Raw genomic sequence first — 26,496 nt, 5'->3', positions numbered from 1 at the left:
GGCTCCCTGTGACTTCGATTGTTCGGGCGCCCACCAGGGTACGCCCGTAATTTCGTACGCTCTTACGTCGGCCAACCTGCGAGGGGCCGACCGCATTCCCTCGGTGTCAGACGCCCGCCGCCGGTTCTGTTTCGCGGGGCCGCAGCTCCGCCTGCTCCAGTACGTCCTTCAGGTGCCGTTCGACGACGGGCAGCACCTCGGCGATGGCGATCTCGCGGCCCAGCTCGTAAGAGAGCGAGGTCACACCGGCGTCGCGGATGCCGCAGGGCACGATCCGGTCGAACCAGGTGTTGTCCGGGTTCACGTTGATCGCGAAGCCGTGCATCGTGACGCCCTTGGCGACCCGGATGCCGATGGCGGCCAGCTTGCGGTCCTCGCGGCGCTGGCCGGCGTTGGACGGCGCGTACTCGGGGCCGTTCAGGCGCGCGTCGAACTCCTCGTCGTGCAGCCGCGGATCGAGGTCGAGCGAGAGCCCGCCGATCGTGGGGCGGTCCTCGACGGGGTCGCCGAGCACCCAGACGCCACTGCGGCCCTCGACCCGGGTGGTCTCCAGACCGAACTCGGCGGCGGTGCGGATCAGCGCCTCCTCCAGGCGGCGGACGTGGGCGACCACGTCCACCGGGCGGGGCAGCTTCATGATCGGGTAGCCGACCAGCTGGCCCGGGCCGTGCCAGGTGATCTTGCCGCCGCGGTCCACGTCGACCACGGGCGTGCCGTCGAGCGGGCGCTCGCTGGGGTCGGTGCGCCGGCCCGCGGTGTAGACCGGCAGGTGCTCCAGCAGGAGGCAGGTGTCCTCGATCTCGTCCGCGAAGCGGGCCGCGTGCACCCTGCGCTGCTCTTCCCAGGCCCGGGTGTACTCGACGGATTCCGGCCCGAAGCCCAGATGGACAAACCCAAGCTCAGCCACCGCAGCGCCTCCTCATTGAACCTGCTGTGTGCACGTACTTCACTGAGCAAGGGTACGGCGACCCGTGCGGCCCCCTTCAGGGCCCCGGCCAGGCTCCGCCCCGGGGCAGGTCAGGGGGCCGGCCGGTCGCCCTGCACCGGCTCCGCCGGGGGCCCCGGCAGCTGCTTCGGCCGGCGCCGGCCCTTCGGCGGCCGGTCCGGGTCCTCGTCCGCGCGCGGCAGCCGGCGGTGGCCCTCCGAGTGGTCGTTGACCCAGCCGCACACCCCGCACGCGTACCGCCCGTCGAGCCCCGCGATGTAGGTGCCGCAGCGCCGGCACTCCGCCTCGGTCAGTTCGGGCGGGGGCAGCGGGGCGGTGGATTCGGTTCGCTCCTCGGGGAGGTGCGCCCTGTGGGGCCGAGGGGTCATGAGCCGCAGCCTATGCGGGCGGAGGGGGACCGTCCGTAAAGGGCCCCACTCATTCTGCACACGATCGGATGAATGTGGGGCAGAGAGGGCGGCATGAGCGGAGTTCGCCGCTACATTCACGCCGTTCACAGGGCCGGGACTCCGGTCCGTCACGTCAGGAGACCGTGGAGCCGATGACGGAACGACCTGCCCAGCGCGTCCCCAACCGGCAGCTCGCGGCGCTGATCGCGGAAGCCGGGTTCTCCAACGCCGGGCTCGCCCGCCGCGTCGATCAGCTCGGCCTGGAACACGGTCTCGATCTGCGGTACGACAAAACCTCCGTGACCCGGTGGCTGCGCGGGCAGCAGCCGCGCGGGACCACCCCCGCACTGATCGCCGAGGTCTTCACCCGGCGCCTCGGGCGCCGGCTCTCCGCGCAGGACCTGGGCCTGGACGCCTGCGCGCCCGTGTACGCGGGGCTGGAGTTCGCGGCCACCCCGGAGGAGGCCGTGGACATCGCGAGCGGCCTGTGGCGCAAGGACTCCGGCTCCCACGCGGAGCTGCGGAAGATCGCCTTCACCCCGGCCGGGCTGGTCGTGCCCAGCCGGGACTGGCTGATCGGGCGGGCCGACGAACGGGTGGGCCGGGGCGCGGAGCCGGCCGCGGCCCGCGTCCCCCTGCAGGGCCGGGCCTCGGTGCCCCGGCAGCGGCAGATCGACCGGGGGCCCGGGCAGCGGGTGACCGGCGGCGACATCGCGGCGCTGAGATCCGTGAGCGAGCTGTTCCGGACCCTGGACCAGGCCTATGGCGGCGGGCACGCCCGCCAGGCGCTGGTGCGCTACCTGGAGCACGAGGCCGAGCCGATGCTCCGCGGGACCTACGGGGAGACCACCGGGCGGCGGCTGTTCTCGGCCGCCGCCGATCTGACCCGGCTCGCGGGCTGGACCTCGTACGACATCGCCGCGCACGGCCTCGCCCAGCGGTACTTCGTGCAGGCCCTGCGGCTCGCGCAGGCGGCCGCGGACCGCCCCTACGGCTCGTACGTGCTGGTCACCATGAGCCGCCAGGCGGTCTACCTCGGCCACGGCCGCGAGGCGGTGCAGCTGGCCCGGGTGGCCCAGCAGGGCGTCGGCTCCGGCCCGCCGCCGGTGGTGCAGGCGCTGCTGCACTCGGCGGAGGCGCGCGGGCACGCCGTCCTCGGCGAGGTCCGGGCCTCGACGGCGTCCCTGGTAAGGGCCGAGCGCGCCCTGGGCGCGGCCCGGCCGGGAGACGACGTACCGCACTGGGCCCGGTTCTACGACGAGGCGCAGCTGGCGGACGAGTTCGGGCACTGCCACCGGGACCTCCAGCAGTACCGGGCCTCGGCGCAGCACGCGGAGCGGTCCCTGCAGCTGAGGGCGCCGGGGTACGCGCGGTCGCGGCTGTTCTGCCGGGTGGTGCTGGCCACGGCCCGCCTCGGGCTGGGCGAGCTGGACCAGGCGTGCGCGCTGGGCGCGGAGGCGGCGCAGCAGGCGATGGAGATGCGATCGGTGCGTGCGGTGGAGTACGTACGGGACTTCGAGCGGCGGCTGGAGCCCTACCGGGACGCCTCGGCCGTGCGGACGTACCGGGACCGGGTGGCGGCCCTGTCCTGAGCCGGGCGGAGTCCGCCACCGGGGGCCGTGGCCGTCCCCGCGGCGGAATTTCCGCCTCCTCTGGCGGGAAGATCATCCGGGAGGCGACCGTCCCCGCATGAGAGATCCGACGCGACGCAAACTCGGCACCATCGCCGGCGTCTACCTGGCCATCGCTCTGCTACCCGGCATCACGGTCGACGGAGAGGGCTCCGACGTGGCCCTGGCGGGGATCATGGCCGCCTTCGTGCTGGTCATCGTCGGGCAGATCATCCTGATCAGCCCGAGCTCGGACTGGCGCGGCCATCCCCGGCAGGCGCTGCTCGTCCTCGCCGCGCTGGGCTTCGTCCAGGACTTCCTGCTGTGGCTGCTGCTCTCCTGGGCGTTCCCGCAGACGGGCTTCCCGATGGAGGTGACCGGGCTCGGCACGATGGCGTTGGCGGCGCTGCTCACCCGGGGCCTGAGCCTGGCGCTGCTGTTGCTGCTGCCGCCGAGCCCGGAGCACCTCGTGGAGGCGTAGGGCCCGGCTTCCGGACCGGCCCGGCCTGACCGGCGACCGGCAGGACGGGCCCCGGGGCCCTCCGGCGCGCGGCAGGGGCCCGGTTCCACGACGCGGACCGGACCCCTGTGTCGTGCGTGGTTCTCAGGCCGCCACCGGAAGCGCCGGCTCCGGGGCGACCGGGAGCGGGATGCCGAAGTCGCGCAGGACGGCGCCGCACGCGCGGCGGGCCGAGTGCAGGGCCCCCTGGACGGTGTTGGTGTCGCGGTGGTCCCCGCACACGTACAGCCCGGCCAGTACCCGCACCGGGCGCCGCAGGTCGTAGGGCGGGGGCATGGCGGGGACGGCCTCCGGGGTGTGGTGGACGGCCAGCAGCTCCCATTCCCTGGTGGTGGTGTCGTAGAGCCGGGCGAGGCGCGAGGCGACCGTGCGCAGCGGTGGTGGCGGGCCGAGCACGGTGGTGGTCACCAGGCTCCGGCCGGCCGGAGCCCGCGTCGGGTCGACCGCGCTCATCACGGCGGTGTGGGAGACGGGCCACTTGGGGTCCCCGTCCAGGATCAGCGAGCCGTCCCGGAACAGGGGCGTGGCGGTGGCGTGGTGCAGGACGGTGACCTCGTGGAAGGCGGGCACGCGCAGGCCGGGCAGGAGCTCGGCGGCGGCGCGGGCGCCGGTGGCCAGGAGGACGGAGCGGCAGCTGAAGTCGCCGTGCTCCCCGGTGGTGACCAGGTTGGTGGCCACCGACCGGACCCGGACCCCGGTACGGACGGTGCCGGGCGGCAGGGTGGCGGCGAGCAGGTCGGGCAGGGCCGCCGCACCGCCTTCGGGCACGGCGAGGCGGCCGCGGGCGAAGGTGCGCAGGGCGAGGTCGGCGACCCGGCTGGAGGTGGTGAGTTCCGGGTCGCGGAGCAGGGCGGCGAGCAGCGGCCGGAGCACGCCGTTGAGGGTGCGCGGCGGCAGCCCCCGGGAGCGCAGGGCGGCGTGCGCGGTGCGTTCGGGACGGGCGAGCAGCCTGTCCTCGGGCAGGGCGGCGAGCCGGCCGAGGGCGGCGCTGAGCCGGGCCTGGTCGAGCGAGCCGCTGGCCAGGGCCCGGGCCGGGGTCAGGGCCCCGGCCCGCAGCTGTTTGCCGTCGGTGTGGACCAGGACGCCTGCGGTGAAGGGGCGCAGGGTCAGGGTCTGCAGACCGGGGGTGTGTTCGAGCTCCGTGTACGAGGTGTTGAGCAACTGGCCGATCCGGTCCAGGCGGAATCCGTCCGCCGACTCGGTGGCCATCCGACCGCCGGGGTCGTCCGCGGCCTCCAGAACGGTGACCGTGACACCCGCTGCGATCAGGTGGTGCGCGGCCGCGAGTCCTGAGACTCCGGCTCCTACGATGACGACGTCCGCATGGTGTGCGGCATGGTGTGCGCTGCTGAGCACGTGCCCCTCCCCGAGGTCGGCGCGGCTGTGTGGGGATCCTCCTTCCCCCAACCGGCTCCAGGGGAACCCGAGTTCGGTCGGGTATTACGGTCAACTCCGGTCGCACGACGGTCGCATCCGGGTCACGAACGGTCGCACGGTGGTCGCACGCGGACCTCAGAGCGCGGCGCGGATCGCCTGCTCGATGCCGGGATCGCGGAAGGCGAAGCCGGACGCCAGCAGCCGGGCGGGCAGCGCCCGCTGACTGCCCAGCACGTCCTCGGAGAACTGCCCGAGGTAGACGCGCAGCGCCACGGCCGGCACGGGCAGCAGCGCGGGCCGCCGCAGCACCCGGGACATGGCCGCGGTGACCTGGCGGTTGGTCAGCGGCTCGGGGGCGGTGAGGTTGACCGGGCCGGACAGGCCGGGGGTGTCGATGATGTGGCGCAGGGCCGCGACCTCGTCCCGGAGGGAGATGTACGACCAGTACTGGCGGCCGTTGCCGAGCCGGCCGCCGACGCCGGCCCGGAAGAGGGGGAACATCCGGCCCCAGGCCCCGCCCTCCCGGGCGACGACCAGACCGGTACGGGCGAACGCGGTACGGATCCCGGCCTGCCGGGCGGGGGCGGCGGCCGCCTCCCACTCCACGCAGACCGAGGGCAGGAAGCCCGACCCGGCGGGGGCGTCCTCGTCCACGGCCCGGTCGCCGGTGTCCCCGTAGTAGCCGACCGCCGAACCGCTGACGAGCACGGCGGGCGGTTCGTCGAGCGCGGCGAGGGCCCGGGCGAGGGCGGCGGTGCCGAGCACCCGGCTGTCCCGGATCTCCCTCTTGTACGCGGCGGTCCACCGGTGGTCCCCGACCCCGGCCCCGGCCAGGTGCACGACGGCCCCGCAGCCGGCCAGCCCGGCGGGGTCGACGAACCCGCGCGCGGGATCCCACCGCGCCTGGTCGGCCCCGACGGGCTCACGCCGCACGAACCGCACCACCTCGTGGCCGTCCGCGCGCAGGGACCGCACGAGTGCGCTGCCGATGAGTCCGGTCGAACCGGTGACTGCGATACGCATGGCCCCATCCTGCCGGGTCGCTGCGCGGGCTCGGCGGGTTCGGGGGGTGTGCCGTCCGCATTCCGCGCGTGCGTGTGCCCTGGCGGGCGTCACTACACGGCGCTCCGCGCCCGCGCCTCAAACGCCGGCGGGGCTGGATCATTCAGCCCTGCCGCGCACACTCCAGCCTCGCCGGGCCATTCCAGCCTCGCCAGGGGGCACCTCCCAGCGGTGGCTGGGGGAGTTTGAGGCGCGGGGGCCGGGGCGGAGCCCCGGTCTTTCAGGTGGTGGCGAGCCAGGTGCCCACCGCGTAGGTGACGGCCATCGCCAGCGCGCCCCCGGCAACGTTCCGCAGCACCGCCCGCCCCACCGGCGCACCCCCCAGCCGCGCACTCACCACCCCGCACAGCGTGAGCGCGGCCAGCACCGCCCCCACCGTCACCGGCACCCGCACCGACGCCCCCGGCAGGACGATCGCCAGCAGCGGCAGCAGCGCCCCCACCGTGAAGGCGACGAAGCTGGCGAAGGCCGCGTGCCACGGGTTGGCCAGCTCGTCGGGGTTGATCCCGAGCTCCACCCGGGCGTGGGCCCGCAGCGCGTCCCGCGCCGTCAGCTGCTCGGCGGCCTCCCGGGCCACCGTCCGGCTCAGGCCCCGCGCGGCCAGCAGCTCGGTGAGCTCGTCGAGCTCCGCCTCCGGCTCCTCGGCCAGCTCCCGGCGTTCCAGGTCGAGCGCGGCCCGTTCGGAGTCCCGCTGGGAGCTGACGGAGACGTACTCCCCGGCCGCCATCGACAGCGAGCCCGCCAGCAGCCCGGCGACACCCGCCGCCAGGATCGCCGGGCGGGACGTGGTGGCCCCGGCCACGCCGACCACCAGGCCCGCGGTGGAGATGATCCCGTCGTTGGCGCCGAGCACGCCCGCACGCAGCCAGTTGAGCCGTGTGCTGATCTCCGCGCTCTGCGAGCCGTCGCCCGCGCCGCCGGCCGTGCCGTGGGCCTCGATGTGCGCCCGGCCGGGCTTCCGCGCGCCTTCGTTTCCCGTCACGCCACCACTCTCGGGGCCGCAGCCGTACGTGGCCACCCGGCGGGCCGGTCCGGGTCCGGGGTGCGCGGGTCCGGCCCCCGTACCAGGGTGGAAGGGTGAGACGCGGACGCGAGGAGCCGGGCTGGCTGCGCGGGGAGCCGCCACCGCGCTGGGCCCGGATCGCTCCCGCGGTGGCGCTGGTGGCGCTGGTCCTCGCGCAGGCGCTGACCCCGGGCGATGTGGAGCTCGGGTACTTCCTGGCGGCTCTGCCGGCGGTGGCCGCCTTCGCCTACGGGGCGGTCGGGACCGCGGTCTTCGCCGCCCTCGTCCTGCTGCTGCTGGGGGTGCACCAGCTCGGCGTCGCCCACGCCCGGGGGACGGACCTGGCCACGGTGGCCGTGGTCGGGCTGCTGAGCGTGGTGATCGCCTGGGTCCGCCAGCGCCGGGACGCGCAGCTGGTCAGCGTGCGGACGGTGGCGGAGGCGGCCCAGCTGGCGGTGCTCCCGCCACTCCCGGAACGGGTGGGTCCGGTGCGCTGCTCGGGCCTCTACCGGGCGGCGCAGCGCGGCACCCTGGTCGGCGGCGACCTGTACGACGTACGGGCCGGGCCGTTCGGGGTGCGGGCGCTGGTCGCGGACGTGCAGGGCCACGGCCTGGCGGCGGTGGCCACGGTGGGGGCCCTCCTCGGGGCCTTCCGCGAGGGCGTGCTCGACGACGCCGGGCTGGCGGCGGTCGCGGCCCGGCTGGACCGGCGGCTGCTGGCGGACTCGGCGGCCGCCTCCGTCGAGCATCCGGAGCTGTTCGCGACGGCGGTGCTGCTGGAGTTCCCGCCCGGGCTGGAGCTCGTACGGATCGTGTCGTGCGGGCATCCGCCGGCCTTGCGGCTGCGCGGGTCGGCGGTGGAGGAGGTGTGTGCGGAGCCGGGTCCTCCGCTGGGCCTGGGGCTCGCGGGGCCGACCCCGCCGGTGGTGGCGGAACTGGCGGTGCGGCCCGGGGACCAGCTGCTGCTGCACACCGACGGTGTGACGGAGGCCCGCGACGCGACGGGGCACTTCTACCCCCTGGCCGCCCGGGTCCCCGTACTGACCCGGGACCCGGGGGGCCTGGTCGGGGCGGTGTGGCGGGACCTCGCCGCCTTCACGGACGGCGGTCCGCGCGACGACGTGGCCCTGCTGCTGCTGTCCCTGGACGGACCGGGATGACCCGGCCGTCCGCACTCCCCCGCCCCGGCAGCCCCCGCAGCCCTGGCCGCCCAGGCAGCCCCGACCGCTCACGGTCGGCCGGGGCCCCCGGGCATGCGGTGACGAGCCGCTACGACTACGACTCGTCGATGAACGCGCGCACCATCTTGCAGGTGACGTTGGACGGCCGGTGGATCCCCGTCCGGACGGCCATCGTCCGGATCTTCCGGTTGGTGGCGCGCCGAGCGTCATACGTCCCCGAGTCGAGCAGGGATATCGCCAGCCGCATCGCCTTCAGACGGCGGTTGTGGCTCTCGTACCACTCGCGGGGCAGCCCCGCCGGCAGCGGCTTCTTCTTGACGGGCTGGACGGTGGTGGCAGTGGCCATCTACAGCCTCCCAAACGGTAGTTGGCTTCCTGTCGTTCTTCCTCGATTTTACCGGGGACCACTGACAAAAGCCCTGGCCGGACGGGCCCTGAGTAGGCTGGGCCGCATGGAGATCTGGATCAATCCCGCCTGTTCCAAGTGCCGCAGCGCGCTGACCCTGCTGGACGCGGAGGGCGCCGACTACACCGTGCGCCGCTACCTGGAGGACGTGCCCTCCGAAGACGAGATCCGCGAGGTGCTCGGCCGCCTCGGGCTGGAGCCGTGGGACATCACGCGCACGTCGGACCCGCTGGCCAGGGAGACCGCCGTACGGGAGCTGCCGCGCGAGGAGACCGACGCGGCGCGCGGGCTCTGGATCGCCCACCTGGCCGCGCACCCGAAGCTCATCCAGCGCCCGATCATCACCGCCGAGGACGGCACGGCCGTGGTCGCCCGCTCCGAGGAGGCCGTCCGCGAGGCACTGTCCCGCGGGGGCGGCGCCGGGGCCTGAACCGCGCCGCCCCGGCGGCCGGGACCCTCTGGACGCGGCGCGCGGTCTAAACGCGGCGCGCGATCACTTCCATGCAGGCCCGGTAGCGCTCGCTGACCGAGTAGTGCAGGGGCTCGAAGCCGTGCTCTTCCAGCAGGTCGTAGAGGCGCCGGCGGCTGAAGTTGTGGAAGTGCTCCAGCTCCCCCCAGTAGGGGTTGGCGTCGGTCGCGTCCAGCAGCCGCCAGACCGCGCAGTCGTAGTTGGGCATCGACGCGAAGACCACGCCGTCCTCCCGCAGCAACCGGTGCGCGGCGGCCAGCCCCTGACCGGGATACGGCATGTGCTCCAGCACGTCGGCCAGGCTGATCACGGAGTACCGGCCGGGCGCGTCGAGCGTCGTGAGATCGGCGCAGTGCGCCTCGACGCCGAGCCGGCGCAGGCCCTCGGCGGTCGAAGGCCGCAGGTCGAGGCCCTGCGGCTCGAACCCCCACTCCTCCGCGGTGAACAGCAGCGATCCGTTGCCGAAGCCGACGTCGAGCCAGCAGCCGTCGGAGACGTACCGGGCGACGCGCTCCACGATGCGCGCCGAGAGGTAGCGGTTCTTCTCGAAGGCCGCGCCCGGCTGCTGGTTCGGGTTGGTCGCGGAGAAGATCTCAGCCGAGGCCTCGTCCGTGAAGTAGCCGTCGGTGAAGACGTGTCCGCAGGCGGCGCAGCGCATCCAGGCCATGGTCGGGGCGATCACCGGCTTGTAGAGGGGGTGCCGCGAGCAGTCACCGGTCCTCAGTGCGGAGATCTCGGGGGCGGAGCAGAGCGGGCAGGCGTCGTACAGCAGACGCGACGGGTGCGGCGTGGGGTCGGGCGCGGGCGCGGGCGCGGGTGCGGGTACGGGCGGCGACGCGACGGGGGCGGCCGAGGCCGCTGGGCTGGCGGACATGCCAGGAAAATACAGGCGATTCAGGTCGATACCGCGGTGACGCGCTGGGCACCGTCCCCGCCCCCACCCCGTGCCACGCCGCGCCGTGCCAGGCCGCGCCGCGCCACCGACTCCGATGTCTCGCCAGGCGATAATCTCGGTCGGCGAGAGACATGAGCGCGGGGGCAGGGGCGGGGGCGATGTGGACGACGGCCGGGGACCCGGAAACATGGAAATGGTGCATCTGCTGCGGGCGGTGACCGTCGAGTTCGGTTTGCGCCAGGCGGAGTTCGCCGCCCGCAACGGCATGCACCCCACCGACGTACGGGCCCTGATCTGCCTGCTGGACGCGGCCCGCGCGGCCGAGCCGGCCACGGTGGGCCTGCTCGGCGCCCGGCTCGGCCTCAACTCGGCCGGCGCCACCGCCGTGATCGACCGCCTCGAACGGCTCGGCCACGTGGCGCGGATCCGCGACGGCCACGACCGGCGCCGCGTCCTGCTGCGCGTGGAGCCGGAGGCGATCCGTCTGGGCCGGGAGTTCTTCGGGCCCCTGACCGACGGGGTGCTCGACGTGCTGGACTCCTTCGACCCCGCCGAACGGGACACCGTCCACCGCTTCCTGACGGCCGCCCACGCCGTCTTCACACCGGAGCCGCGCCCGTGACCGCCTCCGTGACCGCCTCCGTGACCGCCCCCGTGAGCGCTCCCGTGACCGCCCCCGGCTCGGGCGCCGACCTGCACCTGGAACTCCCCGCCGGGGGCGCCCGGCGCACCGCCCTCGCCCAGGCCCTGCGGGACGCCGTGCGCAGCGGGCGGCTCGCCGGCGGGACGCGGCTGCCGCCGTACCGGACGCTGGCCGCCGACCTCGGGCTGGCCCGCAACGCCGTCGCCGACGCGTACGCCGAGCTGGTCGCCGAGGGCTGGTTCACCGCCCGGCAGGGCTCCGGCACCCGGGTCGCCGAGGGGGTGGCCACCGCGCACGGACCGGCCGCCACGGCCGGACCCGCGCCCGAGCGGCCCCGCCACGACCTGCTGCAGGGCAAGCCCGACCCGGCCTCCTTCCCACGGGGCCCCTGGGCCGTCAGTGCCCGGCGGGCCCTCGCCGAGGCGCCCACCGAGGCGTTCGGGCCCGGCGACCCGCGGGGCCGCCCCGAGCTGCGCCGCGCCCTGGCCGGCTACCTGTCCCGGGCGCGGGGCGTGCGCACCGGCCCGGAGAACATCGTCGTCTGCTCCGGCTTCGCCAACGGCCTGCGGCTCCTGGCGTCCGTCCGGCCCCGCGACTGGGCCGTGGAGGCGTACGGACTCCCCTTCCACCACGGCATCCTGCAGACCGCCGGGGTCCGCCCGCACCCGGTCGCGGTCGACGAGGACGGCGCCCGGACGGCGGAACTCCCCTCCCGGGCCCGTACGTTGCTGCTCACACCGGCGCACCAGTTCCCGACCGGCGGCCGCCTGCTGCCCGCACGGCGCGCCGCCGCCGTGGAGTGGGCCCGCGCCACGGGCGGCCTGATCGTGGAGGACGACTACGACGGGGAGTTCCGCTACGACCGCAAGCCGGTCGGCGCGGTGCAGGGGCTGGCCCCCGAACACGTGGTGTACGCGGGCTCGCTGAGCAAGAGCCTCTCCCCCGCCCTCCGCCTCGGCTGGCTGGTCCTCCCGGACGGCCTGATCGACCGGATCCTGGCGGCGAAGGGCCTGCGGGAGTCCTGGGCGAGCACGCTGGACCAGCTGGCGCTGGCCGACTTCATCGACTGCGGGGCGTACGACCGCCACGTCCGCCGCATGCGCCTGCGCTACCGCAGCCGCCGCGACCAGCTGGTCTCCGTCCTGGCCGCACGCGCCCCCGAGGCCCGGGTGACGGGCATCTCGGCGGGCCTGCACGCCGTGCTGGAACTCCCGCCGGGCCGCGAAGCCCCGGCCCTCGCGGCGGCCCGAGCCGCCGGCCTGGCCCTGGACGGCCTCTCGTCCTACCAACACCCCGCCGACCCGGCCCCACCCCGCGAAGGCGTGGTCGTCGGCTACGCGGCACCCCCGGACACGGCCTTCGCCCAGGCCCTGAACGCCCTGGCGGAACTGACCCACCGGGCGACGCGGTAGACGGCCCCGGCGCTGCATCCGGGCTCCCGCCCCCCGCAGCCCCGCCCGCACACCCCAGCCCGCCCGCCGACTCCGCCCCTACCCCCGGGTCACCACCCACCAGCCTGGCGTGGTCGGCCGTGGGGGTCGAGGGGCTGTTCTTCACGTCCGTCCCATCTGTCACCTCGTAGGGTGACCGGAGTATCAAAGAGGACGTATCGCACCAAAGGACCCGTCGTGAACGAGCAGCAGCAGCCACAGGCCGACCCCTGCGGGCGTCCGGTCGCGCCCTCCCGGCGGGGGGCCGACTGGATGTTCGGCGGGGTGTACGGGACGGTCCTGGCCAGTGCGTTGCTGGCCGCGCTGGATCAGAAGGGCGATGAGTTCACCCCGTTCTACGACGCCAGCTGGGTGCTCGTGACGGCGGCCACGGCCGGGCTCGCGCACGGCTACTCGCACCACATGGCCGCCCATCACGGCTCCGCCGCTCACCGGTGGCGGCTGCTGGCCCGGGCGCTGTGGAACGAGTGGCCGGTGATCGTGGCCGCTCTTCCCACCGTCCTGCTGCTGGTCGTCGCGGGGCTCGTCGGCTGGGACTCCTACGGGGTGACCGCCGTCGGGCTCGGCCTGAACACCGCCCTGCTGTTCGCCTGGGGGTCGCTCGTGGCGCTGCGCGTGGGCTACCGGCTCGGCTCGGCCCTGCTGATCGGCATGGCGGACGCCACGATCGGCCTGGCCATCATCGTGGCGAACGCCGTCATCAAGTAGCGCCGTGGCCCAGCGGAGCCGTGGCCCGGCGGCCCGGCGGCCCCGCCTCCGCGCAGCGTCGTCGTCACGTGGGGAGCTGGGCCTCCGCCTCCGCCAGGATCTCCGTCAGCCGGGCGCCGAACTCCACGCCGCGGGGATCCGGAACGCCGGTCCGGGCCGCGCTGAGCAGTGCGTCCAGGGCGCGGCCGTAGGCGCCCGGCACGTCGCTCCAGCCGGGGAGTTCGTACACGCCCTCGGTGCCCCGCAGTTCCAGACCCACCCCGGCGGCCGCGCGCGGCGCGCCCAGGCTGAGTACGGCGGTGCTGGCCGCGCCGGAGGCGTGCCGCAGGGCCAGCTGGACCACATCGGAGGGGCCCCGGGTGGCGCTGACCTCGGTGACCTCGCCGAGGATCGGGATCAGTACGGAGAGCGCGTGCGGGCCGACGTCCCACAGCCCGCCCTTGGACCTGCGCCAGGGCGAGGCGGCGTAGTCGCTCGGCGAGCCGTCGGGCGGGAAGACCGCGCCGAGCCAGTGCGCGGCCGCGGTGAACCAGCCCGGACGCGCGGCCTGTTCCTCGACCCAGCCCGCGGTGGGCTCGGCGAAGCGCAGGGTGAGGAAGACGACGGAGGCGACGTTGTGCCGCGCCACCGCGTCGGCGACGGCCCGGGCGTCCCGGGGCGTCGTCGCGACCGGCTTGTCGAGCAGCAGGTGGCAGCCGGCGGCGGCCGCGCGCACGGCGAGCGGGGCCTGGACGTCGGGCGGCAGGGAGAAGGCGACGGCGTCACACTCGGCGAACAGCTCGTCGACGTCTTCGTACACCTTCACGCCGTGCGCGCGGGCCAGCTCGGCCGCGGCCTCGGGCCGGCGGCCCCACACGCCGGCGAAGTCGGAGCCGGTGTGTGCGGCGAGGGCGGGGGCGTGGGTGCGGTGTGCCCAGGGACCGGTGCCCAGCAGCCCCACCCTGGGGCGGGAATCTCCGGCAGGGTTCAAATCAGACGAAATGCTCACGGGGTCAGTCTGCCCCACCCGGACGGGCGTGCGGTCACCAACCCGCCACCGTCCCGCACAACCCACCCGACCTGCGGTGCAAACCTCGGTAACACGGGGTTCACACACGGGCAACGGAAGAGAAATCGCGGGCGGGCACGCTGCGGTCATCACCGCAGCGATGAAGCAGCGACCAGCAGCACCCGCAGAGTCTGAGGATGGGGCCCGTGAGCTACAAGGCTGAGTACATCTGGATCGACGGCACCGAGCCGACGGCGAAGCTTCGTTCCAAGACGAAGATCATGGCCGACGGCGACGCGCTGCCGATCTGGGGCTTCGACGGTTCGAGCACCAACCAGGCCGAGGGCCACGCCTCCGACCGCGTGCTCAACCCGGTGTTCTCCTGCCCGGACCCGATCCGCGGCGGCGAGAACGTCCTCGTGATGTGCGAGGTCCTGAACATCGACATGACCCCGCACGAGTCGAACACCCGCGCGCTGCTGCGCCCGGTCGCCGAGAAGTTCGCGGCCCAGGAGCCGATCTTCGGCATCGAGCAGGAGTACACCTTCTTCGACGGCACCCGGCCGCTCGGCTTCCCGGTCAACGGCTTCCCGGCCGCGCAGGGCGGCTACTACTGCGGCGTCGGCTCGGACGAGATCTTCGGCCGCGAGATCGTCGAGAAGCACCTGGACCACTGCCTCGCGGCGGGTCTGAGCATCTCCGGCATCAACGCCGAGGTCATGCCCGGCCAGTGGGAGTTCCAGGTCGGCCCCGTCGGCCCGCTGGAGGTCTCCGACCAGCTGTGGATCGCGCGCTGGCTGCTCTACCGCACCGCCGAGGACTTCAACGTCTCCGCGACGCTGAACCCGAAGCCGGTCAAGGGCGACTGGAACGGCGCGGGCGCGCACACCAACTTCTCCACGAAGGCGATGCGCGAGCAGTACCCCGCGATCATCTCCGCGTGCGAGGCACTGGGCGAGGGCAGCAAGCCGCTCGACCACGTGAAGAACTACGGCGCCGGCATCGACGAGCGCCTGACGGGCCTGCACGAGACCGCCCCCTGGAACGAGTTCAGCTACGGGGTCTCGGACCGCGGCGCCTCCGTCCGCATCCCGTGGCAGGTGGAGAAGGACGGCAAGGGCTACATCGAGGACCGCCGCCCGAACGCGAACGTGGACCCGTACGTGGTGACCCGCCTCATCACGGACACCTGCTGCACGGGCCTGGAGAAGGACGGCCTGGTCTAGTTCCGGCACCGGCGCCCACCACCGGCGCCGCCATCGCGCCACTACCGGCGCCATCGACGCCACCAACGCCACCGACGCCCGTCGAGCCCCCAAGGGGCCGGCGGGCGTTGGCGTCTCTGCCGAGGCGTTGCCTTTTGTCCCGGATTGCTGGAGGACTGGTGGAGGAATATGAGATTCCGATCCACGACGTGAGACGCGGCCTGCCCCGGAGAGATGACATCTGCTTGAATGGGACCATGGCCAGCCACCCGCACACCTCGTCAGGTCGCAGCGACCTCGAGCCGTTCTGGCCCTCCCGTCAGCATCATGATTTCGACCGGAAGTGTTGCCGCGCGAAGAACGCGCCGGCCCTCTAAAGCCTCCGGGACCATTCGAACGACCTGCCCCGAGGCCTTCGGTCTGCGCGGTATCGACATCGACGACGTACGTACGTCTCCTGCCGACCACTCCGCGTGAAAGAGCTGACCACTCATGGCGAACACCCGCTCCCTCTCCTCCGCCGCCTCCGCTGCGACCTCTCCCCTGACCTATCCGCCCAGTCCGCGTCACCGGCTGCGTTCCGTGGACCGGGACGAGGTGGCCCGGGTCGTGGACTTCCTCCCGCCCGGGGCCACCTGGCTGCCCGCGCCCCAGCACACGCTTCCGGCGCTGCCGGGCCAGCCCCCGATGGTCGGCTACCTGGTCCTCGTACCGGCCGACCAGCACCCTCCGATCGCCTTCGCCCCGCAGGCGGTGACCACCGCGGTCCCGTCGGCCCCGACCCCCGCCAACCCGACCGCCCCGTCCGACGGGCTGGTCCGCATCGACGCGGCCCAGCGCACGGCCGAGGTCGACGGCCGCGTGCTCGACCTGACGTACCTGGAGTTCGAGCTGCTGGCCCATCTGGTGCAGCACCCGCACCGGGTGCACACCCGGGACCAGCTCGTCACCACGGTCTGGGGCTACGGCCACGTCGGCGACGGCCGCACCGTGGACGTGCACGTCGCCCGCCTGCGCCGCAAGCTGGGCGCGTCCCACCGCGGAGCGATCCAGACGGTGCGCCGGGTGGGCTACAAGTACGCCCCCTGACCGGCCGGTCGACCCGACGACGGTGGGCCCGTACTCCCTGGGGAGTACGGGCCCACCGCGTTCACCACGACTACGGGCTACGGACTACGGGTTACGGGCTACGCGGCCGGAGTCCCGGCTGCCTCGGCAGCCTCGGCCCGACGGCCCGCGACGAAGCCCAGCAGCACGTCGACCGCGAGGAAGGCGACCAGGCTGATCCCGAGCAGCGGGACGAACCAGCCGACGACGACGGTCACCGCGGCCAGCGGCAGGACCATGGTCACCGGCAGCTTCCGCCAGGCACCGCGCGGCTGCGCGCGGCCCGCGGACAGCCTGCGGTCCTTCGTCGGCCGGCGCAGCCACCACATCCGGTAGCCCCAGAAGACGAGGAACATCACGGCGACGGCGAGCGCGGCCAGGGCGATCTGGTTGGCGATCCCGAAGGTCTTGCCCATGTGCAGGTCGATGCCGAAGCGCGTCATCTTGGCGAGCAGGGGGTGCTCGGCGAAGCGCAGTTCGTCGATGACCCGGCCGTCGGCGGGGTCGATGGCGACCGCGTCCAGGTGCACCGGAACCTGCTTGTCCTGCTCCTTGATCACGTAGCCCTTGCCCTTGGCGGGCAGGGTCACGCGCAGTTCCTCGGTGACCCCGGCGACGCGGGCGGCGGCCACCGCCTTGTCGAGGCCGATGTCGGTGCCGGCCGGCGCGGGAGCCATCTCCTCGCCGTCCGGCATGGTGTGGCCGGCGTGCTCGTCCGCGCCGGCGTCCGCGCCGCCGGGCTTCAGCGCGGCGGAGACGCTCGGCGTGGCCCCGCCGAGGCTGTCCTGGAGCTGCCCGATGTTCTCGCCGGCGTACTTCGACCAGGTCAGGCCAGTGGCGGAGAGGGCGACGAGCCCGACGACCGACCAGATGCCGACGACTCCGTGCCAGGAGAGGGTGCGGCGACGGCCGGTGGCCTTGCGGTCCGGGACGACGAGCTGCGACTTCCGCTTGCGGCGGCGGCCGATCCACAGGGCGAGGCCGCCGAGCGCGACCACCCACATCCAGCTCGCGGCGAGCTCGCTGTAGTTCCGGCCGAACTCTCCGAGCTGGAGGCTGGAGTGGAACTCGCTCAGCCAGGCCCGCAGCGGCAGCGCGTCACCGGCGGTGGTGAGCTGCCCGCGCACCTCGGCCGTATACGGGTCGACGAACACGGTGAGGGTCTCGCCCTCCGCGAGGCCCTCGCGCTCCATGATCACTCGGGTGGTGGCCTCGGCGTCGGGGGCGAGCCACACGGACACGACCTCGCCCTCGGGCGCGACCTTCTTGGCGGCCTCGACCTGGGCGCTGAGCGGCACCAGGCTCTCGCCGACGCGGGCGACGGTCAGCTCGTCGGAGTAGACGATCTTCTCGGCCTGCCAGGAGCCCGCGTAGAGCAGCCCGGTGGCGGCGGCGAGGAACAGCAGCGGGGCGATCAGCAGGCCCGCGTAGAAGTGCATGCGCAGGAGCAGCGGCCGCAGGGCGGCCCAGCTGCCGCCGCGGCTCTTGGCCGTCTCGGCTGATCCGGCCGTCTCGGCTGCTTCAGCCGTCTCGGTTATCTCGGTTACCTCGGCGGGGGCGGATTTTCCGGCCGGGTCGGCGTCCGCGGTGCGGACGTCCTGAACCTCGTCAAGAGACATGAGTGTCCTAGGTGTTGGCGAAGACGTGGGGAATGCGGCCCCAGGTCTCGCCCCCTCGCCGACGTCAGGCGGGGACAGGACGGCCGAGGGCCGTGATGCGGTGGACCGGACCGCGTCCGGGCGGCCCGCGGCGCACCACGGCGTGGGCGTGCACGGCCCCGCGCAGGCGGCGCGGCCGTTCGTACGGGGCGGGGAAGGCGGGCGGAGCCGGTACGCCGGCCACCCGCGCCCGCACCAGGGCGAGCGCGCGGGAGAGCGGCCGGGCCGCGTGCAGCGCGGCGGCTCCCAGTACCCGGGCCAGCCGGAAGACGGCGGCCTCGCCCCGCGCCAGCCAGGCGGCGCAGAGCAGCGCGGCGAGCACGTGCGCGGCGATCATCCCGGCGCCGCCGTGACCGGCCATGCCGGCCGCGCCGGCCATGTCCGTCCCGCTCGCCGTGTTCGTGATGCCGGCCATGTCTGCCATGTCGGCCATGTGCGGCAGGCTCGCGAGGCCGGGGGCATCGGCGGCCATCGCGCCCGTGTCCGCGCCCGCTGCGGGCATGTGGTGGTGGCCCGACATCGCCGCGGGACCTGCGACGGGCTGCGCCGCCCGGCTCCCGGAGAAGGCGAGGTGCAGCACCCCTTGTACGGAGAGCACCGCCGCGGTGATGCCCGCGGGGCCCCGGCGCCGCCCGGCGGCGAGCCATGCGAGCGCGCAGGTCACCCCGAAAGCACCCAGAAGGCCGGAGAGAGGGACATCAGTTCCGGACATGTACGAATGCCCCACCGAACCCAAAGCGACACACATCGCCGCGAATATCGCGGCCCGCGTGGCGCGCATCGGCGCGGGATTTTCGGACATGGCCGGGACATGTTCGCACGGGGCCCGGTGGTGTCCGCCAGAGGGCCGTATCCGATCATGGGGTGGTGAAGGCAATTCCACTGGGGGCGGTGTACGCCGGCGGCGTCCAGCTCGGGGCGTACGCCCTGGAGCGGATGGGGGCGGCCGAACGGGAACGGCTGCTCCGGGACTGCTCGACGAATGTCGACAATCTCGCCGCCGGACGCTGGGAGACGCTGCTGAGCAGCGCTTTCGTCGTCGAGGAGCCCATGCCGCTGCCGTACGCGCTGCTGCTGGTCGCGGTCCTCGGATACGCCGAATACGCGTACGGCGCCTGGTGGACGGCCACGGTGTTCCTGTTCGGGCACGCCACGGCGACCCTCCTCGTGTACGGCGCCCTGCGCAGGACAACCGATCCGCGGACCCGCGGCGCCCTGGACGTGGGGACGAGCTACGGGTTCAACGCCGTGCTCGGCGCGCTGACCTCTGTCCTGCCGGGCGGTGCGGTCCGTACCGCCGCCCGGGCTGGGCTGCTGGCGCTCGTCGCGGCGCCGGTGGTCAAGCGCGGGCGGACCTTCACGGACGCCGGACACCTGGCGGCGCTCGGGATCGGCGTCGGGCTCTCGCTGGCCCTCGATTGTCTTTCCCGGGCGAAACACCCGAAAATTGCATGAATCGCCACACCATCGCATGACTGCACGACCGCAACGCCGCACGACCGCACCGCCGCACGAACCGCACGACCGCACCGCCGCAAGACCGCGCCACCACACCATCGCCTGACACGAGTAACTCGCACCCCGCTGGAGCCGCCACGATGACCGCCCTCCCCTCCACCACCGTCGCCAACTTCCGCGACCTCGGCGGCACCCCGCTCCCCGGCGGCCGCACCGTGCGCCCCGGCCTGGTCCTGCGCTCCGGCCAGCTCGACCGGCTCGACCTCGACGCCGACCCGGTGGTGGCCGCGCTCGGCCTGCGGACCGTCATCGACTTCCGTACCGAAGCCGAGCGGGCCGACCACCCGGACCGGATACCCGCCGGCGCCCGGCTCCTGGTCGGCGACGTCCTCGCGGACAAGCTGAGGGCCGCCGGCAAGAAGCCCGCCGCGGCGCAGCTCAAGGACCTGCTGTCCGACCCGGCGGTGGCCGAGGAGCACCTGGGCGGCGGCAAGGCGCAGGCCCTGTTCGCCGACACCTACCGCTCCTTCGTGAACTCCGGCTCCGCGCAGGCCGCGTACCGGGTGCTGCTCACCGAGGCCGCCGACCCCGAGGCGGGCCCGCTGCTCTTCCACTGCACGGCCGGCAAGGACCGCACCGGCTGGGGCGCGACGGTCATCCTGGCGCTGCTCGGCGCGGACGACGAGACGCTGATGACCGAGTACCTCTCCGTCAACCCCGCGGTCAGGCAGGCGTTCGCCCCGATGATCGAGGGCTTCACGGCGGCCGGCGGCGACCCGGAGATCGCGCTCGCGCTGATCGGCGTCTTCCCCTCCTACCTGGAGGCGGCCCTGGACGAGGTGGAGACGCGCTACGGCTCCATGGAGAAGTACGTGCGCGAGGGGCTCGGCGTCCCCGACGAGACGGTCGAGGCGCTGCGCGCCCGCCTGGTGGCCTGACCCCGCACCGGGGGATCTTGCACTCGAAGGAGACCGCCGGGCACGGGTGACCATCCGACGATTCGCTCGTTCTGCTGAACGTGACTGCGCCGGATACCGCCACCCGCTCCCTTCCTCCCGTGCCGCCGGACGTCGAGCAGGCCGAGGCCGCCATCGTCGAGCACTACCCGCGGCTGGTGCGGCTGGCCTATCTGGTGCTGCCCCCGTCCCTCGGCCGCAACCGGCGGGTGCTCACCGCCCACTCGCTGGTCCAGCGGGCGCTGCCGCGCGGGCGGCGGGACGCGGCGGCGGCCGCGGCGGCCGTGCAGGGCGGGGTTCCGGGGCAGCGCGGCGGCCCGGACGACTCCGGGTACGCGTACGTCCGGCTGCGCGTGCTGCGCGCCGCCCTGGAGGCGGGGATCCCGCTGACCTTCCGGGCCCTGCCGCGGCGCGCGCAGCTCCCGCCGGTGCTCCCCCAGGTGTGGGGGCTGCGGCTGTTCCCCCGCGCGGGTGGGGCCGAGGAGCTCGCCCTCGACCAGTGGCTGACCACCCTCGCCGGGCCCGGCCGGGCCGCCTGCGTGCTGCGGGCCCTGGAGCGGCTGCCCGAGCCGGAGGTGCTCCGGGTGCTCGACGAGGCCGGGGTCCCGGATCCGGCCGCCGCGGTCGCGGAGTCCGGGGATCCGGCGAACGACGCCCTGTTCGCCTCGCCCGAGTTCGACCCGTGCGTGCTCCAGGCCCGGCCGACCGACCTGCTGCGGCGGCGCCGTCTGGGACGGGCCGCCCTGGCCGCCGCGGCCGCCCTCGCCGTGTGCGGGGCGCTGCTCGCGCTGCCCGGCGGGGGCTGGGGCGCGGACGGGGCGGCCGCCCCGCCGTACTCCCGCAACGCCGCCGCCGAGCTGGCGCTGGATCCCGCGAAGCTGGTCCGGGCCGCGCCCACGCTCTGGCGCACGTCCTCCCGTACGGACTTCTCCACCTGGCCCGCCCGCGGCGACCGGGCCGACGACACCGCGCTGCTGCGCCGGGCGCTGGCCGTCTGGGCCCGGCCCGGCACCTCCGTGGTCGTCTCGGCCACCCCGGGGACCCCCGCCGGGCCGCCGATGGGGCCGGCGCAGCTGCTGTTCGCGGGCGCCGTCGACCAGGCCGTGGTGGTCCTGCTGCACGACGGCCTGCGCGTGGTGCGCTACGCCGAGCCGCGCACCGGGACGGGAGGCGCCGCCCTGGACTTCGCCCGGACCGACGGCGCCTCGGCGGACACCGCCTCGGCGCTGGTGCTCAGCCGGGTCGACGGCAACGTCCGCTACCTCACCGCGCCCTGGGTCACCGGCGCGACCCTGCGGGACCTGCTCAAGCCGGGCGGTCCCACGGCGGTGTTGAAGCCGACCCCGGAGGGGGTGACCCCGCCGGTGGCGAGCCCGGCCCCGACGGGCAGTTGCAGCAGCTGGAACGCGCTGGCCCTGACGGGCGACGGCGCCACCCGGCTCATCACCGACCTGGGCGAGCTGACCCCGGCCCGGCTGACCTCGGGCGCGCCGGGCGCCGAGCGCAACGTGACGGAGGCCGCGGAGCTCGGGGACTGGTCGAGGATCGCCTGCCTGCTGCCGTCGGTCCGCTCGCACGGGGTCCGTACGGTCAACGCCTGGACGTACGCGAAGCAGCCGCTGCCGGAGGGCGACGGCACGGCGACCTGGCTCTGTACGCGGGCCGAGACCTGGCAGGGCGCGGCGGACCGGGTGCAGGCGCAGTTCCTGGCCCCGGGCTCGGCGATGGCGGCGCAGGCGGCGACGTCGGAGGGGTCCGCGGCGTGCGGGCCGAGGGAGCCGCGGGTGCTCGCGGGCGTGCTGTGGAAGTCGCGGGCGGGCCAGTGGTACGTCCTGGCGGCGGGCAGTGCGCAGTTCGCCTCGCTGTCGGTGTCGGGCGGCGGGGTGAGCGGGGCGGCGAACGGCAACCGGCTGGCCGTCAAGGCACCGGCCGGTGCGCAGGTCGACCTGTCGGGCAAACTGACGGACGGCACGAAGGCGGGGGTGCTGCGCTAGGGGGTGGCAGGGAGGGGCTCTGACTGCCACCGGCGAGTGGATGAAGCTTCAACAGTCAAACAGCGTCGGGGAGTTGGCGGGATCCGGGCATGACGACCGCCGTGCGTACATGGCATGATCGGATTCCGGTTACCAAGCGGTAACTCCCCACACCCCTCCCCCATCCGAAGGTCACCCCACGTGCGCACGCTCGCCCGACGCCTCCTCATACCCGGCCTGACCGCCCTCGCACTCACCGCCACCGGCTGCTCCTCTTCCCCCCACACCGGCGCCGCCGAACCGGCCACCCCCGCCACCCTCACCCCCTCGGCCGACGCCACGTCCCAGTCGCTCGACGTGGCCGCGGCCCCACAGGGAACCCCCACACCGGCGGCCGTCGCCCGGGCCGACGGGAAGGGCAAAACCGAGAAGTCCGCGCTGAAGGTCGCCTCCTACGACCGGGCCAGCGGTCGGGCCGTCATAGCCAAGGCCTCGCAGGGGACCGACCGTTCGCCTTCGCCGGGCAAGTCGCCCGGCAAATCGCCCGGCAAGTCGCCCGAGGCCGACAAGCCCGTAGCGGTGGGCGACGTCATCGCCAGCGCACCGGCGCCCGGCGCCCCGGCCGGCCTGCTCGCCAAGGTCACCGAGGTCGTCGGCCAGACCGACAGCGGCACCGAGGTCAAGACCGCCGCCACCACGCTGGCCTCCGTCCTGGGTGACGACAAGGCCGACGGCAAGGTCCCCGTCGACCCGGCGGCGGTCACCGTCGAGCCCCTGATGAAGGGCGTCACCTTCTCCTGGGCCAAGGGTCAGGGCCTGACGTTCGGCCCCGAGGGCGCGAAGCTGCCCCTGGGCAACCTGCGGCTCGACGTGAACGCCGCCGTCGACACCGCCCCGGGTGCCCCCGCCTCGGCGGGCGCCTCGGTGTCCGGGTTCGTCCAGCTCGCCCCTCAGGTCGAGTTCGCGTACGACGGCAGCCCGGGCGGCTCCCCCGGTCCGCGCGGCGCCTTCCTCGGCATGAGCGGCGACTGGTCCTCGCAGTGGAAGCTCCAGGGGCGCGCCGCCGCAAGCACCGGAGCACCCAAGCGGATCCCCTTCGCCAAGCTGCACAGCTCCCCGGTCATCCAGGTCGGCCCGGTGCCGGTCGTCGTCAACCTGGACCTGACCTGCTACATCCAGGTGGAGGCCGACGGCAGCGTGACCCTCGACGTCCAGCAGGACGTCAAGGGCGACTTCAAGGTCGGCGGCAGCTACGCCGCGGGCAAGGGCTGGACCCCGGTGAGCACCTCGAACGTGCAGAGCACGCCGGTCCGGGCGAGCGTCACCGCCTCCGGGCGGGTCAAGGGGGCGCTCGGCGCCGAAGCCTCCGTCGGCCTCTACGGAGCCGTCGGCGTCACGGCGGACTTCGCCCCGTACCTGCGCGGCGAGGGCGACCTCAAGGCGGCCGCGTCCAGCGACGGCAAGGCCTCCGTCAGCGGCGCCTGGGCGCTGTACGGCGGCTTCGACCTGAGCGGAAACCTCCAGCTCCAGCTGTCCCTGTTCGGCACGCCCGTCTTCGAGCGCCGCATCCCGCTGGGCACCCTCAACCGCGAATGGGCGCTCTCGACGGGCCACACCGCGCGGTAGCCGGCACTCCGCACCACGCGACAGCCTCACCGGACAGCCGCACACAACCGCGGCACACAACCGCGGCACGCGACAGCGGACCGAAGACTGCCCGGGCGCGGATGCGCCCGGGCAGGGGCGTGTCGGAGAAGTCCGCGCAGGGGTCTTCTCCTCCCCCCTACCCATCAGTACATTGACGCCATGTCTAATACGCCGCTCGCGCCCGCCCCCGTGGCGTCGGAACACGTGGACCTGAGGCCCCGGAACGTGTCCTTCGGCTGGGAGGACACCCCGCTGCACTGGCTGCCCGGCGACCCCTTCGCCGGGCACATGATCAATGTGCTGCACCTGCTGCTCCCCGCGGGTGAGCGCTGGTTCGTGCACGTCTACAAGCAGGTGCTCCCGTACATCGAGGACGAGCAACTGCGTACGGACGTGGTCGGCTTCATCGGCCAGGAGGCCATGCACGCCGCCGCGCACGACGACGTGCTCCCCCACCTCAAGCGGCTGGGGCTGGACCCGACCCCGTACACCGCGCAGGTGGACTGGATGTTCGAGAAGCTGCTCGGCGACCGGACCCTGCCGCCGGGCCGGGCACGGCACTGGTGGCTGATGGAGCGGGTCGCGATGATCGCGGCGATCGAGCACTACACGGCGTTCCTGGGCGACTGGGTGCTCAACGCCGACGCCCTGGACCGGCGGGGCGCCGACCCCACCATGCTGGACCTGCTGCGCTGGCACGGGGCGGAGGAGGTCGAGCACCGCTCGGTGGCCTTCGACCTCTTCATGCACGTGGACGGCTCCTACCGCCGCCGGACCCGGACGTGGGCGACCGGATTCGCGGCCCTGGTCTTCCTGTGGCAGCGCGGCATCCGCTTCTTCATGGAGAACGACCCGCACCTGGTGGACGGCAAGGCCTCCTTCGGCCGGTTCTTCCTGGCCGGGCAGCAGGGCGTGCTCCCCTCGACGGGCTCCATGCTGAAGTCCATACCGAAGTACCTCTCCCGTACCTACCACCCCTCGCAGGAGGGCTCGACGGCCCAGGCAGTGGCCTATCTGGCCTCCTCCCCCGGCGCGAACGGCGGGGTGCGGGCATGAGGCGCGCCCTCGCGGTCACGGCGGTGGCGGGTGCGGCCTGGCTCACCCGGCGCACCCTGAACCGCCGCATCGCCGCCTCCCCGCTCTGGCCCCTGCCGGCCCTGGAGACCCCGGTCTCGGGCCACTCCCCGCGCCGCCGGCTGCGCGCGCCGATCGTCTCCCGTACGGAGCCGGCGCAGGGCGTGCTGCTACTGACCCTGGAATCACCGGACCTCCCGGCGTGGACCCCCGGCGCGCACGTGGACGTCACCCTGCCCTCGGGCCTGGTCCGGCAGTACTCCCTGTGCGGCGACCCGGCGGACGCCGGCCGGTACACGATCGCGATCCGCCTGATCGAGGACGGCCGCGGCGGATCGCGCGAGGCGCACGCCCGGCTGGTCGAGGGCGCCGAGCTGGAACTGCGCCCGCCGCGCAACCGCTTCGAGCTGGTCCCGGCGCCGTCGTACGCCTTCGTCGCGGGCGGCATCGGCATCACGCCGATCCTGCCGATGCTCCGGGCCGCCACGGCGGCGGGCGCCGACTGGACCCTGCTGTACGGGGGCCGCTCGCGCGCCTCGATGCCCTTCCTGGCGGAACTCGCGGCGTACGGCGACCGGGTCACGGTCCTGGTGCAGGACGAGGCGGGCCTCCCCGACCTGGCCCCGCTCGCCGGCACCGCGCCGGGCACGCTGGTCTACTGCTGCGGCCCGGACGCCCTGATGCGGGCCGTCACGGCCGCGGTCCCCGACCCCGCGGCGGTGCGCCTGGAGCGTTTCGCGCCGGCGGAAGCGACCGGTCCGGCGCGGGCCTTCACCGTCGAACTGCGCCGCTCGGGCCGGGTCGTCGAGGTCGGGGCGGACGAGAGCACGCTGGCCGCGGTGCGCCGGGAACTGCCCGACACCCCGTACTCCTGCGGACAGGGCTTCTGCGGGACCTGCCAACACCGCGTCCTGGCGGGCGAGGTGGAGCACCGCGACGAGCTTCTCACGGACCAGGAGCGCGCGGACTCGATGCTGCTGTGCGTCTCCCGCGCGAAGGAGGACCGCCTCGTCCTGGACCTGTGAGCGCTCCTCGGTAGGGTGTCCGCATGACAACCGGGGTGCGACGCAGGATGGGTGTCGAGGAGCGGCGGCAGCAGCTGATCGGGGTTGCCCTGGAGCTGTTCAGCCACCGGTCGCCCGACGACGTGTCGATCGACGAGATCGCGGCGGCCGCGGGGATATCCCGGCCGCTCGTCTACCACTACTTTCCCGGCAAGCTGAGCCTGTACGAGGCGGCGCTGCGGCGGGCGGCCGACGAGCTGGCGCTGCGGTTCGTGGAGCCCCGGGAGGGGCCGCTCGGGGCGCGGTTGCTGCGGGTGATGGGGCGGTTCTTCGCCTTCGTCGAGGATCACGGGCCGGGCTTCTCGGCGCTGATGCGGGGCGGTCCGGCGGCCGGCAGCAGCCGGGCCAACGCGATGATCGACGAGGTCCGGCAGGCGGCGTACGAGCAGATCCTCACGCACCTGGGCATCAGCCTGGAGGATCCCCCGGCGCGCCTGGAGCTCGTGGTGCGTTCCTGGGTCTCGCTCGCCGAGTCCACCGCGCTGATCTGGCTGGACGGGCGCAGGATCCCGCGGGCCGAGCTGGAACTGCAGCTGGTGCACGACTTCGCCGCGCTGGCCGCCGTGAGCGCGGCGTACGACGCGGAGATGGCGGGGATCCTCGTACGGATCCTGGCCGACGAACCCGCCGACGGTCCCTTCGGGGTGCTGGTCGGGCGGCTCGGCGCGCTCGTTCCGGGCGGGGCGCCCCAGCCGGGCTGACCGGC

26 protein-coding genes are annotated in these 26,496 nt (G+C 74.3%); 16 read left to right on the top strand and 10 right to left on the bottom strand.

Annotated features, from left to right (window positions below; genetic code table 11):
- Positions 1-106: 106 nt before the first annotated feature.
- Both lipB and OG534_RS26390 read right to left on the bottom strand, forming a co-directional pair.
- On the bottom strand, positions 107-907 hold the full coding sequence (lipB, locus tag OG534_RS26395; RefSeq protein WP_326591213.1) for a lipoyl(octanoyl) transferase LipB: 801 nt from the start codon (positions 905-907) through the stop codon (positions 107-109).
- Positions 908-1,017: 110 nt separating this feature from the next.
- On the bottom strand, positions 1,018-1,314 hold the full coding sequence (locus OG534_RS26390) for a hypothetical protein (protein WP_326591211.1): 297 nt from the start codon (positions 1,312-1,314) through the stop codon (positions 1,018-1,020).
- Positions 1,315-1,487: 173 nt separating this feature from the next.
- Here OG534_RS26390 and OG534_RS26385 point away from each other — a divergent pair, with 173 nt between their 5' ends.
- Positions 1,488-2,927, top strand: coding sequence for a regulator (locus OG534_RS26385; protein WP_326591210.1), 1,440 nt, complete (start codon positions 1,488-1,490; stop codon positions 2,925-2,927).
- 97 nt (positions 2,928-3,024) lie between these two features.
- Positions 3,025-3,426, top strand: a complete 402-nt coding sequence (locus tag OG534_RS26380; RefSeq protein ID WP_326591208.1) for a hypothetical protein — start codon at positions 3,025-3,027, stop codon at positions 3,424-3,426.
- Positions 3,427-3,549: 123 nt separating this feature from the next.
- Here the strand turns inward: OG534_RS26380 and OG534_RS26375 are convergent, their stop codons facing one another.
- The 3 genes from OG534_RS26375 to OG534_RS26365 all read right to left on the bottom strand — a co-directional run bounded on the left by OG534_RS26375 (position 3,550) and on the right by OG534_RS26365 (position 6,844).
- Entirely contained in the window at positions 3,550-4,821 is a 1,272-nt protein-coding gene (locus tag OG534_RS26375) for an NAD(P)/FAD-dependent oxidoreductase (RefSeq protein WP_326591207.1), read from the bottom strand.
- A gap of 156 nt (positions 4,822-4,977) precedes the next feature.
- Positions 4,978-5,865 carry a TIGR01777 family oxidoreductase gene (locus OG534_RS26370; RefSeq protein WP_326591206.1) on the bottom strand — a complete coding sequence of 296 codons (888 nt, stop codon included), beginning with the start codon at positions 5,863-5,865 and terminating at the stop codon, positions 4,978-4,980.
- A gap of 259 nt (positions 5,866-6,124) precedes the next feature.
- Complete coding sequence (locus OG534_RS26365) at positions 6,125-6,844, bottom strand: VIT1/CCC1 transporter family protein (protein WP_442807245.1); 720 nt, start codon at positions 6,842-6,844, stop codon at positions 6,125-6,127.
- Positions 6,845-6,981: 137 nt separating this feature from the next.
- Between OG534_RS26365 and OG534_RS26360 the strand changes: the two genes are divergently transcribed.
- Positions 6,982-8,067 carry a PP2C family protein-serine/threonine phosphatase gene (locus OG534_RS26360; RefSeq protein ID WP_326591205.1) on the top strand — a complete coding sequence of 362 codons (1,086 nt, stop codon included), beginning with the start codon at positions 6,982-6,984 and terminating at the stop codon, positions 8,065-8,067.
- Between the two features lie 115 nt (positions 8,068-8,182).
- Here OG534_RS26360 and OG534_RS26355 read toward each other — a convergent pair whose 3' ends face one another.
- On the bottom strand, positions 8,183-8,434 hold the full coding sequence (locus OG534_RS26355; RefSeq protein ID WP_326591204.1) for a hypothetical protein: 252 nt from the start codon (positions 8,432-8,434) through the stop codon (positions 8,183-8,185).
- A 106-nt stretch (positions 8,435-8,540) separates the two neighbouring features.
- On the opposite strand from OG534_RS26355, the gene OG534_RS26350 reads away from it, so the two are divergent.
- Complete coding sequence (locus OG534_RS26350) at positions 8,541-8,924, top strand: ArsC/Spx/MgsR family protein (protein ID WP_326591203.1); 384 nt, start codon at positions 8,541-8,543, stop codon at positions 8,922-8,924.
- Between the two features lie 46 nt (positions 8,925-8,970).
- Here OG534_RS26350 and OG534_RS26345 read toward each other — a convergent pair whose 3' ends face one another.
- On the bottom strand, positions 8,971-9,837 hold the full coding sequence (locus tag OG534_RS26345; protein ID WP_326591202.1) for a class I SAM-dependent methyltransferase: 867 nt from the start codon (positions 9,835-9,837) through the stop codon (positions 8,971-8,973).
- Positions 9,838-10,045: 208 nt separating this feature from the next.
- On the opposite strand from OG534_RS26345, the gene OG534_RS26340 reads away from it, so the two are divergent.
- The 3 genes from OG534_RS26340 to OG534_RS26330 all read left to right on the top strand — a co-directional run bounded on the left by OG534_RS26340 (position 10,046) and on the right by OG534_RS26330 (position 12,660).
- Complete coding sequence (locus OG534_RS26340) at positions 10,046-10,480, top strand: MarR family winged helix-turn-helix transcriptional regulator (protein ID WP_326591200.1); 435 nt, start codon at positions 10,046-10,048, stop codon at positions 10,478-10,480.
- Between the two features lie 77 nt (positions 10,481-10,557).
- Complete coding sequence (gene pdxR / locus OG534_RS26335; RefSeq protein WP_442807244.1) at positions 10,558-11,913, top strand: MocR-like pyridoxine biosynthesis transcription factor PdxR; 1,356 nt, start codon at positions 10,558-10,560, stop codon at positions 11,911-11,913.
- Positions 11,914-12,129: 216 nt separating this feature from the next.
- A complete protein-coding gene (locus tag OG534_RS26330) occupies positions 12,130-12,660 on the top strand; it encodes a hypothetical protein (protein ID WP_326591198.1) in 531 nt (176 codons plus the stop codon).
- Positions 12,661-12,724: 64 nt separating this feature from the next.
- Here the strand turns inward: OG534_RS26330 and OG534_RS26325 are convergent, their stop codons facing one another.
- Positions 12,725-13,642: a Gfo/Idh/MocA family protein gene (locus OG534_RS26325; protein WP_326593856.1), complete on the bottom strand. Its 918-nt coding sequence runs from the start codon at positions 13,640-13,642 to the stop codon at positions 12,725-12,727.
- A gap of 212 nt (positions 13,643-13,854) precedes the next feature.
- Between OG534_RS26325 and glnII the strand changes: the two genes are divergently transcribed.
- Both glnII and OG534_RS26315 read left to right on the top strand, forming a co-directional pair.
- Positions 13,855-14,874 carry a glutamine synthetase gene (glnII, locus tag OG534_RS26320; protein WP_326591197.1) on the top strand — a complete coding sequence of 340 codons (1,020 nt, stop codon included), beginning with the start codon at positions 13,855-13,857 and terminating at the stop codon, positions 14,872-14,874.
- Between the two features lie 471 nt (positions 14,875-15,345).
- Positions 15,346-15,942 (top strand): winged helix-turn-helix domain-containing protein, encoded by a 597-nt coding sequence (locus OG534_RS26315; RefSeq protein ID WP_326591196.1) that lies wholly within the window; start codon positions 15,346-15,348, stop codon positions 15,940-15,942.
- A 98-nt stretch (positions 15,943-16,040) separates the two neighbouring features.
- On the opposite strand, the gene OG534_RS26310 is transcribed toward OG534_RS26315, so the two are convergent.
- Together OG534_RS26310 and OG534_RS26305 are read right to left on the bottom strand one after the other, a co-directional pair.
- Positions 16,041-17,579: a PepSY-associated TM helix domain-containing protein gene (locus OG534_RS26310; RefSeq protein WP_326591194.1), complete on the bottom strand. Its 1,539-nt coding sequence runs from the start codon at positions 17,577-17,579 to the stop codon at positions 16,041-16,043.
- Between the two features lie 64 nt (positions 17,580-17,643).
- Positions 17,644-18,282 (bottom strand): hypothetical protein, encoded by a 639-nt coding sequence (locus OG534_RS26305; RefSeq protein ID WP_326591193.1) that lies wholly within the window; start codon positions 18,280-18,282, stop codon positions 17,644-17,646.
- 203 nt (positions 18,283-18,485) lie between these two features.
- Between OG534_RS26305 and OG534_RS26300 the strand changes: the two genes are divergently transcribed.
- From OG534_RS26300 to OG534_RS26270, 7 genes are all read left to right on the top strand, one after another.
- A complete protein-coding gene (locus OG534_RS26300) occupies positions 18,486-19,073 on the top strand; it encodes a rhomboid-like protein (protein WP_326591192.1) in 588 nt (195 codons plus the stop codon).
- Positions 19,074-19,216: 143 nt separating this feature from the next.
- Positions 19,217-20,014: a tyrosine-protein phosphatase gene (locus tag OG534_RS26295; protein WP_326591190.1), complete on the top strand. Its 798-nt coding sequence runs from the start codon at positions 19,217-19,219 to the stop codon at positions 20,012-20,014.
- A gap of 71 nt (positions 20,015-20,085) precedes the next feature.
- Positions 20,086-22,026 carry a hypothetical protein gene (locus OG534_RS26290; protein WP_326593854.1) on the top strand — a complete coding sequence of 647 codons (1,941 nt, stop codon included), beginning with the start codon at positions 20,086-20,088 and terminating at the stop codon, positions 22,024-22,026.
- Between the two features lie 180 nt (positions 22,027-22,206).
- Positions 22,207-23,631 (top strand): hypothetical protein, encoded by a 1,425-nt coding sequence (locus OG534_RS26285; RefSeq protein WP_326591188.1) that lies wholly within the window; start codon positions 22,207-22,209, stop codon positions 23,629-23,631.
- A 180-nt stretch (positions 23,632-23,811) separates the two neighbouring features.
- A complete protein-coding gene (locus OG534_RS26280) occupies positions 23,812-24,708 on the top strand; it encodes a metal-dependent hydrolase (RefSeq protein WP_326591186.1) in 897 nt (298 codons plus the stop codon).
- Positions 24,705-25,751: a PDR/VanB family oxidoreductase gene (locus OG534_RS26275; RefSeq protein ID WP_326591184.1), complete on the top strand. Its 1,047-nt coding sequence runs from the start codon at positions 24,705-24,707 to the stop codon at positions 25,749-25,751. The genes OG534_RS26280 and OG534_RS26275 overlap by 4 nt, the downstream gene beginning before the upstream one ends.
- 23 nt (positions 25,752-25,774) lie before the next feature.
- Entirely contained in the window at positions 25,775-26,491 is a 717-nt protein-coding gene (locus tag OG534_RS26270; protein WP_326591183.1) for a TetR/AcrR family transcriptional regulator, read from the top strand.
- Positions 26,492-26,496: the final 5 nt, after the last annotated feature.

This window comes from Streptomyces sp. NBC_01294 (genome assembly GCF_035917235.1).
GTDB lineage: Bacteria > Actinomycetota > Actinomycetes > Streptomycetales > Streptomycetaceae > Streptomyces > Streptomyces caledonius.
The sequence above is the reverse complement of the archived record's forward strand: the minus strand, read 5'-3'. Positions and strand labels throughout refer to the sequence as shown.

Bases quoted from the DNA above. Each gene is read 5' to 3' on its own strand.
- OG534_RS26350 (WP_326591203.1), top strand. From the start codon at position 8,541: ATGGAGATCTGGATCAATCCCGCCTGTTCCAAGTGCCGCAGCGCGCTG.
- OG534_RS26275 (WP_326591184.1), top strand. From the start codon at position 24,705: ATGAGGCGCGCCCTCGCGGTCACGGCGGTGGCGGGTGCGGCCTGGCTC.
- OG534_RS26280 (WP_326591186.1), top strand. From the start codon at position 23,812: ATGTCTAATACGCCGCTCGCGCCCGCCCCCGTGGCGTCGGAACACGTG.
- OG534_RS26345 (WP_326591202.1), bottom strand. From the start codon at position 9,837: ATGTCCGCCAGCCCAGCGGCCTCGGCCGCCCCCGTCGCGTCGCCGCCC.
- OG534_RS26370 (WP_326591206.1), bottom strand. From the start codon at position 5,865: ATGCGTATCGCAGTCACCGGTTCGACCGGACTCATCGGCAGCGCACTC.
- OG534_RS26355 (WP_326591204.1), bottom strand. From the start codon at position 8,434: ATGGCCACTGCCACCACCGTCCAGCCCGTCAAGAAGAAGCCGCTGCCG.
- OG534_RS26390 (WP_326591211.1), bottom strand. From the start codon at position 1,314: ATGACCCCTCGGCCCCACAGGGCGCACCTCCCCGAGGAGCGAACCGAA.
- OG534_RS26340 (WP_326591200.1), top strand. From the start codon at position 10,046: ATGGAAATGGTGCATCTGCTGCGGGCGGTGACCGTCGAGTTCGGTTTG.
- OG534_RS26270 (WP_326591183.1), top strand. From the start codon at position 25,775: ATGACAACCGGGGTGCGACGCAGGATGGGTGTCGAGGAGCGGCGGCAG.
- OG534_RS26380 (WP_326591208.1), top strand. From the start codon at position 3,025: ATGAGAGATCCGACGCGACGCAAACTCGGCACCATCGCCGGCGTCTAC.
- OG534_RS26385 (WP_326591210.1), top strand. From the start codon at position 1,488: ATGACGGAACGACCTGCCCAGCGCGTCCCCAACCGGCAGCTCGCGGCG.
- OG534_RS26295 (WP_326591190.1), top strand. From the start codon at position 19,217: ATGACCGCCCTCCCCTCCACCACCGTCGCCAACTTCCGCGACCTCGGC.
- OG534_RS26315 (WP_326591196.1), top strand. From the start codon at position 15,346: ATGGCGAACACCCGCTCCCTCTCCTCCGCCGCCTCCGCTGCGACCTCT.
- OG534_RS26310 (WP_326591194.1), bottom strand. From the start codon at position 17,579: ATGTCTCTTGACGAGGTTCAGGACGTCCGCACCGCGGACGCCGACCCG.